This window comes from Streptomyces mirabilis, assembly GCF_018310535.1.
Lineage (GTDB): Bacteria > Actinomycetota > Actinomycetes > Streptomycetales > Streptomycetaceae > Streptomyces.
In genome coordinates, this window is sequence record NZ_CP074102.1 from 6,769,155 (window position 1) to 6,783,136 (window position 13,982).

At 68.6% G+C, this 13,982-nt stretch carries 11 protein-coding genes; 7 read left to right on the top strand and 4 right to left on the bottom strand.

What is annotated here, in order from left to right; translation table 11 throughout:
• Positions 1 to 44 precede the first annotated feature (44 nt).
• From SMIR_RS29840 to SMIR_RS29865, 6 genes are all read left to right on the top strand, one after another.
• Complete coding sequence (locus SMIR_RS29840; protein WP_168490410.1) at positions 45 to 1,382, top strand: ABC transporter substrate-binding protein; 1,338 nt, start codon at positions 45 to 47, stop codon at positions 1,380 to 1,382.
• Positions 1,383 to 1,538: 156 nt separating this feature from the next.
• Positions 1,539 to 2,333 (top strand): rhamnogalacturonan acetylesterase, encoded by a 795-nt coding sequence (locus SMIR_RS29845; protein WP_168490409.1) that lies wholly within the window; start codon positions 1,539 to 1,541, stop codon positions 2,331 to 2,333.
• A 37-nt stretch (positions 2,334 to 2,370) separates the two neighbouring features.
• The gene (locus SMIR_RS29850; RefSeq protein ID WP_212727600.1) at positions 2,371 to 3,705 is read left to right on the top strand and encodes a pectate lyase family protein; all 1,335 of its coding nucleotides are present in this window, start codon (positions 2,371 to 2,373) and stop codon (positions 3,703 to 3,705) included.
• 189 nt (positions 3,706 to 3,894) lie between these two features.
• Positions 3,895 to 5,067 carry a pectinesterase family protein gene (locus SMIR_RS29855; RefSeq protein WP_168490407.1) on the top strand — a complete coding sequence of 391 codons (1,173 nt, stop codon included), beginning with the start codon at positions 3,895 to 3,897 and terminating at the stop codon, positions 5,065 to 5,067.
• A 1-nt stretch (position 5,068) separates the two neighbouring features.
• Positions 5,069 to 6,085, top strand: coding sequence for a pectinesterase family protein (locus SMIR_RS29860; RefSeq protein WP_212727601.1), 1,017 nt, complete (start codon positions 5,069 to 5,071; stop codon positions 6,083 to 6,085).
• Between the two features lie 60 nt (positions 6,086 to 6,145).
• Positions 6,146 to 7,258: a right-handed parallel beta-helix repeat-containing protein gene (locus SMIR_RS29865; RefSeq protein WP_212727602.1), complete on the top strand. Its 1,113-nt coding sequence runs from the start codon at positions 6,146 to 6,148 to the stop codon at positions 7,256 to 7,258.
• 68 nt (positions 7,259 to 7,326) lie between these two features.
• Here the strand turns inward: SMIR_RS29865 and SMIR_RS29870 are convergent, their stop codons facing one another.
• The 4 genes from SMIR_RS29870 to SMIR_RS29885 are packed head-to-tail and all read right to left on the bottom strand — an operon-like array spanning position 7,327 to position 12,948.
• Positions 7,327 to 7,638, bottom strand: a complete 312-nt coding sequence (locus tag SMIR_RS29870) for a hypothetical protein (RefSeq protein ID WP_168490404.1) — start codon at positions 7,636 to 7,638, stop codon at positions 7,327 to 7,329.
• A gap of 33 nt (positions 7,639 to 7,671) precedes the next feature.
• Positions 7,672 to 8,211 (bottom strand): hypothetical protein, encoded by a 540-nt coding sequence (locus SMIR_RS29875; protein ID WP_212727603.1) that lies wholly within the window; start codon positions 8,209 to 8,211, stop codon positions 7,672 to 7,674.
• Between the two features lie 8 nt (positions 8,212 to 8,219).
• The gene (locus tag SMIR_RS29880) at positions 8,220 to 12,581 is read right to left on the bottom strand and encodes an RHS repeat-associated core domain-containing protein (protein ID WP_168490402.1); all 4,362 of its coding nucleotides are present in this window, start codon (positions 12,579 to 12,581) and stop codon (positions 8,220 to 8,222) included.
• Entirely contained in the window at positions 12,571 to 12,948 is a 378-nt protein-coding gene (locus tag SMIR_RS29885) for a hypothetical protein (RefSeq protein ID WP_168490401.1), read from the bottom strand. The genes SMIR_RS29880 and SMIR_RS29885 overlap by 11 nt, the downstream gene beginning before the upstream one ends.
• Positions 12,949 to 13,180: 232 nt before the next feature.
• Here SMIR_RS29885 and SMIR_RS29890 point away from each other — a divergent pair, with 232 nt between their 5' ends.
• Positions 13,181 to 13,975 carry an HAD family acid phosphatase gene (locus tag SMIR_RS29890; RefSeq protein ID WP_168490400.1) on the top strand — a complete coding sequence of 265 codons (795 nt, stop codon included), beginning with the start codon at positions 13,181 to 13,183 and terminating at the stop codon, positions 13,973 to 13,975.
• Positions 13,976 to 13,982 lie beyond the last annotated feature (7 nt).

A 13,982-nucleotide genomic window follows, 5' to 3' on the forward strand; every position in this document is an offset into this window, starting at 1 on the left:
CAAGCCACACAACCCCGTTGGATCCAGAAGAAGAGAGCCGATCAATGAAGATCAACATCCACAGAACCGGGCGTGCCGCGACGGTCGTCGCCCTGGGCTCCGTGCTTGCGCTCACCGTCACCGCCTGCGGCGACAACGGCAGCGGAGCGGCGGGCGACAAGGGCACCGAGGGCTCCGGCAAGGGCGAGATCACCTTCTGGGACAACAACGGCGGTGTCCGCACCGACATCTGGAAGCAGATCATCGCGGACTTCGAGAAGAAGTACCCGGACATCAAGGTCAAGTACGTCGGCATCCCGGCGGCGAGCGCCCAGTCGAAGTACGACACCGCCATCCAGGGCGGCGGCCTGCCCGACGTCGGCGGCGTGGGTACCGCGATGCTCGCCGAGGTCGCCGTCCAGGGCGCGCTGGAGCCGCTGGACAGCCGGCTCAAGGGGAGCTCGCTGGGCGGCAGGCTGAGCCAGAACCTGCTCGACGTCAGCCGGGCCGCGGGCGGCGGTGACAGCCTGTACCAGGTGCCGACCTCCGCCAACAACGGCACGCTCTGGTACCGGACGGACCTGTTCAAGGCGGCGGGACTGGACGCCCCGACCACCTGGTCGAAGTTCTACGACGCCGCCGACAAGCTCACCGACAAGGGCAAGAACAAGTTCGGCTTCACCATCCGGGGCGGCGAGGGGGCGATCGCGCCGGCCCTCGACGCGGTGTACGGCCAGACCGGCATCACCTCGTTCTGGAACGGCGACAAGACCACCGTCAACGACCCGAAGAACGTCGCCGCCCTCGAGAAGTACATCGCCCTGTACAAGAAGGACACCCCGTCCGCCGACGTCAACAACGACTTCACCAAGATGGTCGCCCAGTGGGACAGCGGCACCATCGGCATGCTCAGCCACAACCTCGGTTCCTACCAGGACCACGTGAAGGCGCTGGGCGCGGAGAAGTTCCGCGGCATCCCGAACCCGACGCAGGACGACGGCACCCGCGTGCAGGTGTCCAACCCGGTCGACGGGATGAGCCTGTTCAAGTCCAGCAAGAACAAGGCGGCCGCCTGGAAGTTCATCGAGTTCGCCCTCTCGGCGGCGGAGAACTCCAAGTTCAACGAGTCGGCGGGACAGGTCCCGGCGAACACCGACGCCGCGAAGGACGCGTGGATCCAGAAGGCCGAGCCCACCAAGCTGGCCGCGGAGGCGCTGAACGGGGCCGGTACCAAGATCGTGCAGCTGCCGTACTACCTGCCGGACTGGAACACGATCTCCAAGTCCGACAACGAGCCGAACTTCCAGAAGCTGCTGCTCGGGAAGATGAGCGCGAAGCAGTTCCTGGACACGTTGGCCGACCAGTTGAACAAGGCGCAGGCGGACTGGAAGTCGAACCACTAGCTCCGCGGGTTCGCTCCGCTGGTTGGGCCGGGCGCGGTCGGTTCGTGGTCTTCGAGGTTGTGTGGCGACCGCGGGCCGGGCGTGGCTGGTCGCGCAGTTCCCCGCGCCCCCAAAAGACGGGGCGCGGGTCCCCCTCTGCTTGAAAGGCACACGTTCGTGTCCCTTACGCGTAGACAGGTCACCTCGGCGGCTCTTGCCGCCGTTCCCGTTGCCCTTGCGGCAACCGGCACCGCACAAGCCACCCAGCGTCGCCGCACCCTCTACATCGCCGGTGACTCGACCGCCGCCCAGAAGTACGCCGACGCCGCGCCCGAGACCGGGTGGGGCATGGCGCTTCCGTTCTTTCTGCGGGAGCACCTGGAAGTCTCCAATCACGCCGTGAACGGGCGGAGTTCGAAGAGTTTCGTCGACGAGGGGCGGCTCGACGTCATCCTCGACGTGATCCGGCCGGGAGACTTCCTGCTCATCCAGTTCGGGCACAACGACGAGAAGAGCGCCGACCCGACGCGCTACACCGAGCCCTGGACGACGTACCAGGACCATCTGCGGCAGTACGTCGACGGGGCGCGGGCCCGTGGCGCGCGGCCCGTGCTCGCCACCCCCGTCGAGCGCAGAAAGTTCGACGCGGACGGCAACGCCGTGCCGACCCACGGCGACTACCCGGCGGCGATGCGCGCCCTCGCCGAACAGGAGCGCGTGGCGCTGCTCGACATCCAGGCCCTGTCGATCGCTTTGTGGCAGCGGCTCGGCGTCGAGGAGACCAAGAAGTACTTCAACTGGACCGCGACCGAGCAGGACAACACCCACTTCAACCCGCCGGGCGCGATCGCCGTGGCCCGTCTCGTCGCGGCCGAGCTGCCGCACCGCCGGGTGCTGGCGCACCGGGACGTGCGCCGGCTGGACGAGGAAGTCCCCGAGTCCTGGATCACCTGGCCGGACGCGGCCGCGTAACCCCCTTCCACACCTCCGCCAGAAGGAGAGCCGCACAGTGAACACACAGAGATGGCATGGACATGCCACAGCAAGGCCGGCGACGACGGCCCTGCTGGTCGGTTGCACCGCTCTGGCCCTCGCCGTCACCGGCACCACCGCCCAGGCCCAGGCCCGGTCGGGCGACCTCGGTCGACAGACCCTCGCCGCCGGTGACGGTTGGGGCTCCGACGGCACGGGGACCTCCGGTGGTGCGGCGGCCGACGCCGCGCACGTGTACACCGTCACCACCTGGGCCGAGTTCAAGGCCGCGCTGAAGAGCGGCGGCACCGCCCCGAAGATCATCCAGGTGAAGGGCACGATCGACGCCAACGCCGAGGGCTGCGACTCCTTCGCCGCGCCGGGCTACGACTTCGACGCCTATCTGCAGAAGTACTCCCCGGAGAACTGGGGATACGGCACCAACCTGGACGCCGAGCCCGATGACAGCCCCGAAGGCCTGCGCCGCGCCTCCGCCGCCAACCAGGACACCGCCATCAAGGCGGAGATCCCCGCCAACACCACTCTCGTCGGCCTCGGCAAGGGCGCGGGGTTCAAGGGCGCCAGCCTCCAGATCAAGGCCGTGGACAACGTCATCGTCCGCAACCTCACCTTCGAGAGCCCGCTCGACTGCTTCCCGCAGTGGGACCCGACCGACACCTCCGTCGGCAACTGGAACTCCGAGTACGACAGCGCGGTGGTGTACGGCTCGACGCACGTCTGGCTGGACCACAACACCTTCACCGACGGGGACCACCCCGACAGCACGCTGCCCACGTACTTCGGCCGGATCTTCGAGCAGCACGACGGTGAGCTGGACATCGTCAAGGGCGCGGACTACGTGACCGCCTCCTGGAACGTCTTCGCCGACCACGACAAGACGATCCTCATCGGCAACAGCGACAGCGCGTCCACCGCCGCGGTCGACCGGGGCCACCTCAAGGTCACCTTCCACCACAACCTGTTCTCGAACCTCGTCGAGCGCGCGCCCCGCGTCCGCTTCGGCCAGGTCGACTCCTACAACAACCACTTCGTCGCGGGCGACGGCTACTCCTACAGCTACGGCATCGGCATGGAGTCCCAACTCGTCGCCCAGCACAACGCGTTCACGCTGCCCGCCGGGGTCAGCGCGGCGACCGTCCTGAAGAAGTGGAAGGAGGCGCCGCTCACCGCGGCGGACAACTACGTCAACGGGGCGGCCACCGACCTGATCGCCGTGCACAACGCGGAGATCCCGGCGGAGACGCTGCAGTCCGGGGCTGGATGGACGCCGACCCTGCGGACCAAGGTCGACTCGCCCAGGGCGGTGCCGCGGATCGTGGACCGCGGGGCGGGCGCCGGAAAGATCTGCTGACCAGCTGATCCGGCTGATCCGGTCGACCAGCTGATCGGGTCGAACCGGCTCCGATCGTTGCAGCCCTTCTGGTCAGGCCGGAGCGGCTCCGCACCGCCCCTCACCCAGGGCGTGCCGCTCCGGCCCCTCGTCCCTCCCGCAGAGCCCGCGAGGCCTCTGAGCCTCGCGGCACAGCGAAGGAGCATCGCCATGCTCTCCCGCACCACCACACCCGGTCCTGCCGTCTCCAGCCGGAGAACCTTCCTCGTCGCCAGTGCCGGGGCCGCTCTCGCGCTCGGCCTCGCGACTCCCGCGCGGGCCCAGGCGTGGCCCCAGGAGAAATCCCCCTTCGGGCGTTACGGTTCGCCGTCCGCCCGGCTCACCGAGCGCACCCTGTACGTCCACCCCGGCGGCCTCGGCGATCACACCACCGTCCAGGCCGCCGTCAGCGCCGGTGGGGGCACCTCCCAGGCGTTAAGCACTGGGGGAGGGGCCGGATACAGCCTGGTCATCGCGCCGGGAACGTACCGGGAGACCGTCGCCGTCGGCGTCGCCCGTACGGAGATGACCTGGATCGGCGCCTCCGGGGACCCCCGTGACGTCGTCGTCGTGTACGACAACGCCAACGGCACGCCGAAGCCCGGCGGCGGTACCTACGGGACCACCGGCTCGGCCACCACCACCGTGCAGGCCGACGGGTTCACCGCCCGTGGGATCACCTTCGCCAACGACTTCCTGCGCGCCGACCACCCCGAGATCACCGGCACCCAGGCGGTCGCCGTCAAGGTGCAGGGCGACCGCTCGGCGTTCGTGGGGTGCCGGTTCCTGGGCCACCAGGACACGCTGTACGCCGACTCGATCGCGCTCGGCACCTTCGCCCGCCAGTACTACCGCGACTGCTACGTCGAGGGTGACGTGGACTTCGTCTTCGGCCGGGCGAGCGCCGTCTTCGAGCGCTGCCACTTCCGCACCCTGAACCGCACGGACCTGGCGGCCGCCCCGTACGGCTTCGTCTTCGCCCCCTCCACCGCGCTCGCCAACCCGCGCGGCTACCTGGTCACCCACGGCCGTGTCAGCAGCGAGGCCCCGGACGCGTACTACAAGCTCGCCCGCCCCTGGGTGCCGGGTTCGGACACCACCGCCCGGCCCATGCTGACCGTCCGCGACACCCGCCTCGCCGCCGGGATCGACGCGGTCGCGCCCTACACCGACATGGCGGACGCCTACCCCTGGCAGAGCCAGCGCTTCGCCGAGTACCGGAACACGGGGCCGGGCGCGGTGATCAGCGTCCCGGAGAACCGTCCCCAACTGAGCGCCGTCGAGGCCGAGTCGGCGACCCGGGAGGCGTATCTCGGCGACTGGACGCCGTGGAAGGGGTGCTGAGATGCGCCGACGCGCCTTCCTCACCACGGCCGGTGCGCTCACCGTCCTCGGCGCGACTCCCGCCTTCGCGGGCGGGCGCCGGGTGCTGCACGTCCGCCCCGGTGACTCCGTCCAGGCCGCCGTCGACGCGGTGACCGGCGCCGGCTGGACGATCGTCGTGCACCCGGGCACCTACCGCGAGGTCGTGAACATCCCCGCCGACAAGGCCGACCTGACACTGCGCGGTGCCACCCGTGACCCGCGCGACGTCGTCATCGTGTACGACCACGCGGGCGGCACGCAGAAGCCCGACGGTTCGGGGACGTACGGCACCGCCGGCTCCGCCACCTTCACCTCGGCGGCGCCGGGGCTCACCGTGCAGGGGCTGACGCTCGCCAACGACTGGCTGCGCGCCGACCACCCGGACATCACCGGGACGCAGGCGGTGGCGGCGTACGTCACCGGGGACCGCTCGTCCTTCACCCAGGTCCGCCTGCTGGCACACCAGGACACCCTGTTCGCGGACACGACGGCCCTGACCGCCTTCGACCGCCAGTACTACCGCGACTGCTACATCGAGGGCGACGTCGACTTCGTCTTCGGGCGGGCCACCGCCGTCTTCGAGCGCTGCCACTTCCACACCCTCGACCGGGACGTCACCTTCAGACCTGAGGGGATGGTCTTCGCGCCCTCCACGGCCCGCGCCAACCCGCACGGCTTCCTGGCCCTGCGCGGCCGGGTCACCTCGGGCGCGCAGGACGGGGCGTACAAGATCGCGCGGCCGTGGGTGCCGTCGTACGAGACGACGGCCTGGCCGTCCCTGGTCGTACGGGAGACGGAACTCGGCCCCGGCATCGACGCGGTGGCGCCCTACGTCAACATGCGCGAGGCCTACCCCTGGCAGTCCATGCGCTTTCGCGAGTACCGCAACACCGGCCCCGGCGCGGAGATCACCGTGCCGGAGAACCGTCCCCAGCTCACGGACACGGAAGCCATGTCGCACACGCGTGCGGCGTATCTCGGCGACTGGTGCCCGTGATGGCCCCGCACCGATCACCGCAGTAGCTCCCCCACCCGCTCGACGAAAGGACCGCACTCCATGTCTCGTCGAACCGCTCTCGCCCTAGGCGCCACCCTGGCGCTCGGCGCCGGACTCGCCGTCCTGCCCACCCAGGCCCAGGCGGCGACCGTCGTCGTCAGCACCACGGCCGACCTCACCAGCGCCATCAAGAACGCCACCGCCGGCACCGTCATCCAGGTGCGCGCCGGTACGTACTACCCGACGGCCACCCTCCAGTCGACGGCCAACGGCACCTCGTCGAGCCCCGTCACCCTCCAGGCGTACGGCTCGGAGACGGTGAAGATCGACGGCTCGTCGCTGCCCGCCGGGGACTGGATCTTCAAGCTGACCGCAGACTACTGGAACGTCTCCAACCTCACCTTCCAGAACTCCCCGGACAGCGCGGTCGTCTGCCAGTCCTGCACCGGCACGAACTGGAACAACATCAAGACCATCAACGGCGGCGATTCCGGCTTCACACTCACGGGTGACGGCACCGTCAACAACACGGTCAAGAACATCGACTCGTACGGCAACTACGACGCCGCGGGCCATGGCGAGAACGCGGACGGCGTCGCCGTGAAGTTCGGCTCCGGCACCGGCAACCTGATCACCGGCGCCCGCCTGTACAACAACTCGGACGACGGCATCGACTTCTGGTCCTTCTCGTCCCCCGTCACCGTCGAGCACACCTGGTCCTTCGGCAACGGGAAGAACCGCTGGGGCGACTCGGCCTTCGCGGGTGACGGCAACGGCTACAAGCTGGGCGGCGACGGCGAGGTCGTCGCGCACGTCGTCAACAACTCCGCCGCCTGGGACGACGCCGGCAACGGCTTCACCGAGAACTCCAACACCGGCTCGATCGTCATCAACCGCACCACCGCGTACGCCAACGGCAAGTACGGCTACTACTTCGCCACCAGCTCCACGAAGCTCGGCAAGAACCTGGCCGTCGGCAACGGCAGCGCGGCCGTCTCCAAGGGGTCCTCCGTCACGTCCTCCGGCAACAACTGGGACTCGGGCATCTCCACCCCGTCCTTCGTCTCCACGGACGCGTCGACGACGTACAACTCCCGCAAGTCCGACGGCTCGCTGCCCGCGACGACATTCCTGACGACGGGCAGTACGACGATCGGCGCCACGATGAACTAGCTCTCAGCGACCGTCCCGTGCGGGAAGCGGCAGGGCCGACCGCTTCCCGCGCGTACGCCGACGCACACTCAGCCCAAGTGCCACAGGGCGTACGCCACCACGCACAGGATCACACCGGCGAACGCCATCAGCGCACCCAGGAACCGGAGATATCCAGGGGTCGCGAAAAGGGTGGGCGACCCGCCCAGGCGCCCCATCGCCGCCCAGCTCTCCTCATTCTTGCGGCGAATCCGCTCGGAGCGCCGGGTGGTGATCCCCCGCACGTCGAACGCCCAGCCCACCCCGCACCAGAGAGCGACCAGGCCGCCCAACAGGAACACGGCGAGGACGACCGGCGAGGGGCCGTGCGACCCCGCGGCCAGGTTGAATCCGTCAGTCAATTTTCAGATCCCTTTCGAAGTGATCATTTCGCATTATTTCTGGCGGACTTCGACCGGCCACGGGCCGCCGGCGCCGGTCGATGCGGAGTAGTCCCCGAGCTGAATCTCAAGGAGTGCCTCGCGCGAGTAACTCTCGATGTCCTCTACATATGGCGGGAGGCCGGGGTGATGGCTGGAGAATGTCACATTGGCCGTGAGGACATCGTCGTCGAGTCCACCCATCGAAAGGGAGACATAGGCGCACACGGAGTTCTTTCCGAATTGGTCTGCCGCGCTTTCGAGACATGCGAAGGAGTAGGCGAGACATCGGCGGAGAAGCTGCTCTTCGCGGCTTTGTCCGGATTCAGGCAGATCGTAGTCGGTCATTCCGCGACCGTTGACCGAGGTCTCTTCCTGGACCACGTCGAAGAAGGATCCGACCGTGCCCTCGGTCAATTCGGTCAACAGGACGGCGCCATCGGAGCCGACTGTCCAACCTCGTCCGGCGACATCCCGGAAGGGCAACGGAATGTCCGGCTCGGACAGTCGGGTGAGGTCGGTCCGCTGCATCATGGCGGCCATCATTCTGTTCATGCGCATGTCTATCCCTCGCCCAGAGCGGCGAGTCCCTTTCTGATGGCCGCGATGAATCCCGGATTGTTCCCCACAGCCTTCAATACTGAACGGGGGAGTCCGTCGAACTGTCCGGTCTCAAAATTGTACTGGTACTTTGCGCTCTTGTTCGTCTGGTCCTGGAAGTGCAGCTGGCCGGGGCGCTGCCCAGGGTTGGGGTTTTCTACGTCGATTCGGTAGGGCCCCTGATTCCAGAGGGTTTTACTGGTGATCTGCGGACCGTTGGAGCCGATCATTCCCGCGGACTTGGGGTCGCGTATTCCGTACAGATCCCGCATGTCCTGAACGCGGTCGTCCACGGCCTTCGGGTGGTACGGGTCGTCCTTGAACGCGGGCTGGGAGCTGTAACCCTCCCTGAGCTGCGGGCAGGGTCCCAGGCCGAGCGGGTCCGACCAGGAGTACGGGTTGTGAACATACGCGGCCGGATTGGGGGCGGGCGCCAGACCGAGGGGGTCGGGCGAGAGATAGCGTGCGGTTTCGGGGTCGTAATAACGGAAGTAGTTGTAGTGCAGACCCGTTTCCGGGTCGGCGTACTGGCCGGGGAAACGGAGGGGGCAGTCCGTGTCCGCCCTGCCTCGGTCCTCGGGGCCGGGGAGACCGGTGCCCCACAGGCCGGTGCGCCGCTGCCAGGTCACCTCGCCCTCGGCGGTGACCAGTTCGGCGGGAGCGCCTACGGCGTCCGTGACGATCGCGTGGAACCGGACGGCGCGATCGCCCGTGGTCTCCTCGGCCAGCCGGGCCAGGAAGGATTCCTGCGGGCCGCGCGGCGTTGGTGTGCGTTCGGTCTGCGCGACCGGCCGGTGTGTGTCGGGGGAGTAGTCCCAAGAGGTGACGCGGCCGTCGGGGGAGACCTGCTCGGCCAGGCGGGTGCCGTCCCACGAGAAGTCCGTGCGCGCGGTGACCGAGCCGTCCTCGGCGAGGCGCACCTTGGCGACGCGACGTCCGAGAGGGTCGTACAGGTACTGCCAGCACTCGCCGTCCGGGGTGGTCACCTCGGTCAGCCGGTCCTCGGCACTCCACGCGTACGTCCACGTGCGCCGCTGCCCGTTCAGGAGCATGCGTGCCCTGCGCACGAGTCGGCCCTGGGCGTCGTGATCGTACGTCGTGCGATCGGCACTGCGGATGCGGGTGCCGTCGAAGGTGCGCTCGCCGGGCGCCTCGTGAGCCGGGGCGGTGGCGTGTGTGAGGTTGCCCGCGGTGTCGTAGGCGTAGGTCTCGCTCCAGCCGAGGGCGCGAACCCGGGTGACCCGGCCTGAGGCGTCCAGTTCGAATGACCGGGTGCCGGCGGTGAGTTCACGGATCTCGGTGAGATAGCCATCGGGGCGATAGGCATAGGAGCGGTGCTGGAGAAGACGGTCGCCTGCCCCGTTTCCGGTGTCGGTCACCGCCTGGGACATGAGGCGTCCAGCGGGGTCCCAGCTCTGGGAGAGCTCCACGTGGTCGCCGACAAGACGCCGTGTCTCCTGGCCGGCCGCGTCGTACTCGAACCTCACCTCTCCGGCGTCGTTGCAGAGTGCGACCGCGCGGCCCACCGGATCGTAGGTCCAGTGTGAAGCGAGTCCGGACGGTGTGGTGCGACGAGTGGTGCGTCCCAGGGCGTCGTAGGCGAACGCGGTCGTAAGGCCATTGACGGTCTCGCTGATGGTGCGGCCCGCCGCGTCGTACGCGAAACCGATCTCGGCGTCCGCGTTGCTCGCGGTGGCCGGACGGCCGCTCGCCGCGTAGGTGTAGACCGTCGTCCCGCCGGTGTCGTCGCGCTGTTCGGTGACGCGGCCGAGCGTGTCCCGTGTGAAGTGCAGCGTCTCGCCCGCGCCGTTTTTGCGCGAGACGAGTGCGCCCGTCGCGTCGTGCTCGTAGGCGAGGACTCGGCCGTCGAAGTCGGTCTCCGCGACGAGGCGCCCCGCTCTGTCGTACGAGTACGACCACTTTCGGCCCTGCGGGTTGGTGACGCCCGTGAGGCGCAGCTCCGTGTCATGCGTGAACGTGTAGGTCGTGCCGTCCGGCGCGGTACGGGTGGCGGGGGCGTCGAAAGGGGCGACGGCGTGGCGCGTGACGTTCCCCGCCAGGTCTGTGTGGGTCAGGAGATTGCCCTCGGCGTCCCAGGTCCATGACTCACGGGCGCCGTCCGGGAGTTCACGCCACTCAGGTCGACCCTCGACCGACCAGCTCATCCGCGTCGTGCGGCCCAGCGGATCGGCGACCCCTACGATCCGGCCGAAGGTGTCGCGGCGGATGGTGGTGACCTGCCCGAGTTCGTCGGTGACCGTCACGGGGAGCCCGGCGGAATTGGAAGTGACCACTCGTGTGTGGCCGAGGGCATCGGTCAGGGTGGCCAGATGACCGGACTCGTCGTACGTGCAGCGGGTCTCGGCGCCGAGGGGGTCGCGGGTGGTGAGCAGATTGCCGCGGGAGTCGTAGGTGTGGCGCCACTCGGCACCACCGGGCTCCAGCACGTTGGCGGGCAGACCGAACGCGGTGTACGTCGCGCTCGCCACCGACCCGTCCGGCAGGGTGAGTTCGGTGAGGTTCCCGGCGCCGTCGTAGGCGAATCGGGTGGCACGCCCCAGCGGATCGGTGACGGTGAGGGGATGGGCCCCGTACGCGTCCCACTCCGTGCGAGTGACGTGCCCGAGCGGGTCCGTCTCCTCGACGACCAGACCCTCGGAGTTGTAACGATGGCTGGAGACGCGGCCGAGGGAGTCGGTGTACGTCGTCGTGGACGCCGCGTCGTCGTACGTCAGCGTGCCCGACAGGATGCCGTCGACGCCCTCGGTGCGGACGACCCGGCCACGCTCGTCGTACACGTACGAGAACCACGTGCCGTTGCGGTCGGTCCACCGGGTGACCCGGCCCTGTTCGTCGTACGTGAAACGCAGGGGCTCGCCGCTGGAGTTGACGACCTCGGTGAGGTTGCCGGACGGGTCGTAGCCGTACCGCATGACGACCGTGCCCTCGCCCACCGGGCCGTCGGGGCCGTAGCGGTACGGGGCCTCGTCGAGCAGGCGCAGGGCCGTGATGCGGGGGCCCTGGGTGTCGACGGCCAGGTAGTAGCCGCCCGAGTGGCGGATCCCGAACGGCACGCCCTCGTCGTCGCGTTCGACGTCGATGCGGGCGCCGTTGCGGTCGCTCCAGGAGTCGAGCGGGAGGTGTACGACGCCGAACGAGCCCGACGAGAAGGGGGTGCTGAAGGTGCGGACGACTCCGGAGACGGGGTCGGTGATGGTCATGACACCGTCGGGCTTGCCGTCCCAGAGCAGCGGCCAGCGGGCGCCCTTCACGGGGAGGGTCGCTACATCCGGCTCCGGTACGGGATACACGAGCCGCATGCCGTCCGCCGCCGCGAACACGACGCCCTCGCCGTCGATCTGCACGCACTCGTCGAGGGTGGAGATCCAGGTCGGGCCGAAGCAGACGCCGCCGCGATAGGAGGAGAGGTGGGTGCGCTGGAAGAGAAGCGGGAGGGAGGCCGGCAGCGTCACGTCGGTCTGGGCCATCAGCATGGCACCGGTCGCCACATCGATCGGCTCGCCCACGCACGGGACGCGGTCGGCCTGGCGGGCCGACGGCCCCAGCTCGACCAGGTCGGGGCGGAGCGACGGCGGGCGCAGCAGGAGGGGAGTGGTGTCGCTGAACGCGCCCTCCACGCCCGCCTTCAGTACGCCGCTGCCCGCGCCCAGCGCGCCGCCGAAGATCATGCCGTCCTTGGCGGCCTGGTTGACCTCGTCCAGGCTGAAGCCCTGCTGCAGACCGGTGACCATCTTCAGGGGCTGGGCCACGGCCAGATCGACGGTGACCGACTCGACCCCGCCGAAGGCCGCCGCGACCAGGGTGCCCGCCGCTATCTCCGCGACGGTGGTGGAGACGGCGATGCCCATGGTGGCGCCGAACTCGATGATGGCGTCGGCCGCCGCGACGGCGGCTCCGGAGGCGAGGCCCGCCGTGAAGAAGGCCAGCGCCACCCCGCCCGCGATCACGGCGGCGTCGATGCCGATCTGCGTCCAGAGTTTGTTGATGGCGTCGTCGATGGCGTCCGCGAACTTGTCCAGGGCCTTCGCCATCGCCCGGGACGACTCCGCCAGGTCGCTCAGCCAGCCGGCGTCCTTGCCCTTGGCGTAGCGGTCCCAGAACTTCTCGAACGCGTCGATCGATTCGCCGGAGTTGTGGTGGATGAGGGAGGACGCGCTCGTGTGCACCGGTCCGCGTACGTCGTCGACCGCGTCGGCGAAGGTGCGCCAGGCGGTCGCCGCGGCCCGCAGCGAACCGGAGTTGGCGTCCGGCCACCACAGGCCCAGCTTCAGCAGGATCTTCTTGGCCTCGTCCTCAACGCTCACCGGAACCGTCGCTCCCGGCCTTGTCGGCCCCGCCGGTCTTCACCTCGGTGAACATTCCCGCGATCAGCTGGTCGTTGTCGACGGTGCCGTCCGCCAGGTCGTTCATGGCCTCGTGGATGCTCACCAGGCCGAGTACGAGGGTGCCCGCCGCGCTCTCTATCTTCTTCTGCAGCGGCGAGTAGGCGTCCCCGAACTCCTTGCCCTGTTTGTCGTCGCCCCAGGGTTTTCCCAGGCCGTCCAGGGTGGTGACGAGGGTGGTGAGTGCCTTGCTGAGGTTCTTGGCCCCTTCGTGGAAGTCCGGCGCCGCGCGCTTCAGATCGGCGGTGTGGATGTGCAGGACCATGCCGTCGCCGTTTCCCTCACCCATGCGGTTCTCCCCGTCTGACGCATCGTTCGCATGTGCGTTCCGACCCTAGGAGAACCGGTTCAAGAGAAGGTCAAGTCGACGCCAGCTGCGGGCAATGCATCCAGGGAGATGCCGCCCGCGGGTGAGGTCTCGATCGGATAAAGCCTCTCGCACGGCATGCGTGATGCGCGTAGACATTCCCTGACCTGGTGCGGAATGACCTGGTCACCCATCACCCAGATCCGGAGAATCCATGCGGAAGTCCCTTAGAGCGGCAGCCATCGCGGCCGCTTGTGCCGTCGCCGGCGGTGCTCTCTACGGCACGGGCGTCGCCACGGCCGGCCAGTCGACGGCCAACTCGACCCACGAGCCCTACAACATCGGGCTCCTGGTCAAGGACATCGACACCTACTACGGCGCCACGCTCGACAGCAACGGCGTGTACCAGGCGTCCAAGGACAGCCAGTACGCCAAGGACCTGTCGCGGCTGGAGTCGGACGCCAAGCGCTACATCGACAGGGCGGCGCACAAGGCGAAGCACCGGGGCGAGAAGCCCGCGGTCGTCTTCGACATCGACGACACGCTGCTGCTCTCCCTCGACTACGAGAAGAAGACCAACTACACGTACAACTCGGCCACCTGGGCCGCGTACGTGGCCCAGGCCGACCGTCCGGCCGTCTTCGGCACCCCCGAACTCGTCGCGTACGCCAAGTCCAAGGGCGTCGAGGTCTTCTACAACTCGGGCTTGAAGGAGTCGCAGCGCGTCGACGCGGTCACGAACCTGAAGAAGGTCGGCGCCGACATCAACCTCGACGCCGCCCACATGTTCCTCAAGGACGCGGCCAACCCGCCGGCCTATCTGAGCGCCTGCGCCACGGCCGCCGCCTGGAACTGCACCACCGTGCAGTACAAGTCCGGCACCCGTAAGCACATCGAGTCCCTCGGGTACGACATCGTCGCCAACTTCGGCGACCAGTACTCCGACCTCGACGGGGGCTACGCAGACAAGACGTTCAAGCTCCCGAACCCGACGTACTTCGTCAGCTGAGTCATGG

Bases quoted from the DNA above. Each gene is read 5' to 3' on its own strand.
- SMIR_RS29890 (WP_168490400.1), top strand. From the start codon at position 13,181: ATGCGGAAGTCCCTTAGAGCGGCAGCCATCGCGGCCGCTTGTGCCGTC.
- SMIR_RS29840 (WP_168490410.1), top strand. From the start codon at position 45: ATGAAGATCAACATCCACAGAACCGGGCGTGCCGCGACGGTCGTCGCC.
- SMIR_RS29860 (WP_212727601.1), top strand. From the start codon at position 5,069: ATGCGCCGACGCGCCTTCCTCACCACGGCCGGTGCGCTCACCGTCCTC.
- SMIR_RS29855 (WP_168490407.1), top strand. From the start codon at position 3,895: ATGCTCTCCCGCACCACCACACCCGGTCCTGCCGTCTCCAGCCGGAGA.
- SMIR_RS29865 (WP_212727602.1), top strand. From the start codon at position 6,146: ATGTCTCGTCGAACCGCTCTCGCCCTAGGCGCCACCCTGGCGCTCGGC.
- SMIR_RS29875 (WP_212727603.1), bottom strand. From the start codon at position 8,211: ATGAACAGAATGATGGCCGCCATGATGCAGCGGACCGACCTCACCCGA.
- SMIR_RS29885 (WP_168490401.1), bottom strand. From the start codon at position 12,948: ATGGGTGAGGGAAACGGCGACGGCATGGTCCTGCACATCCACACCGCC.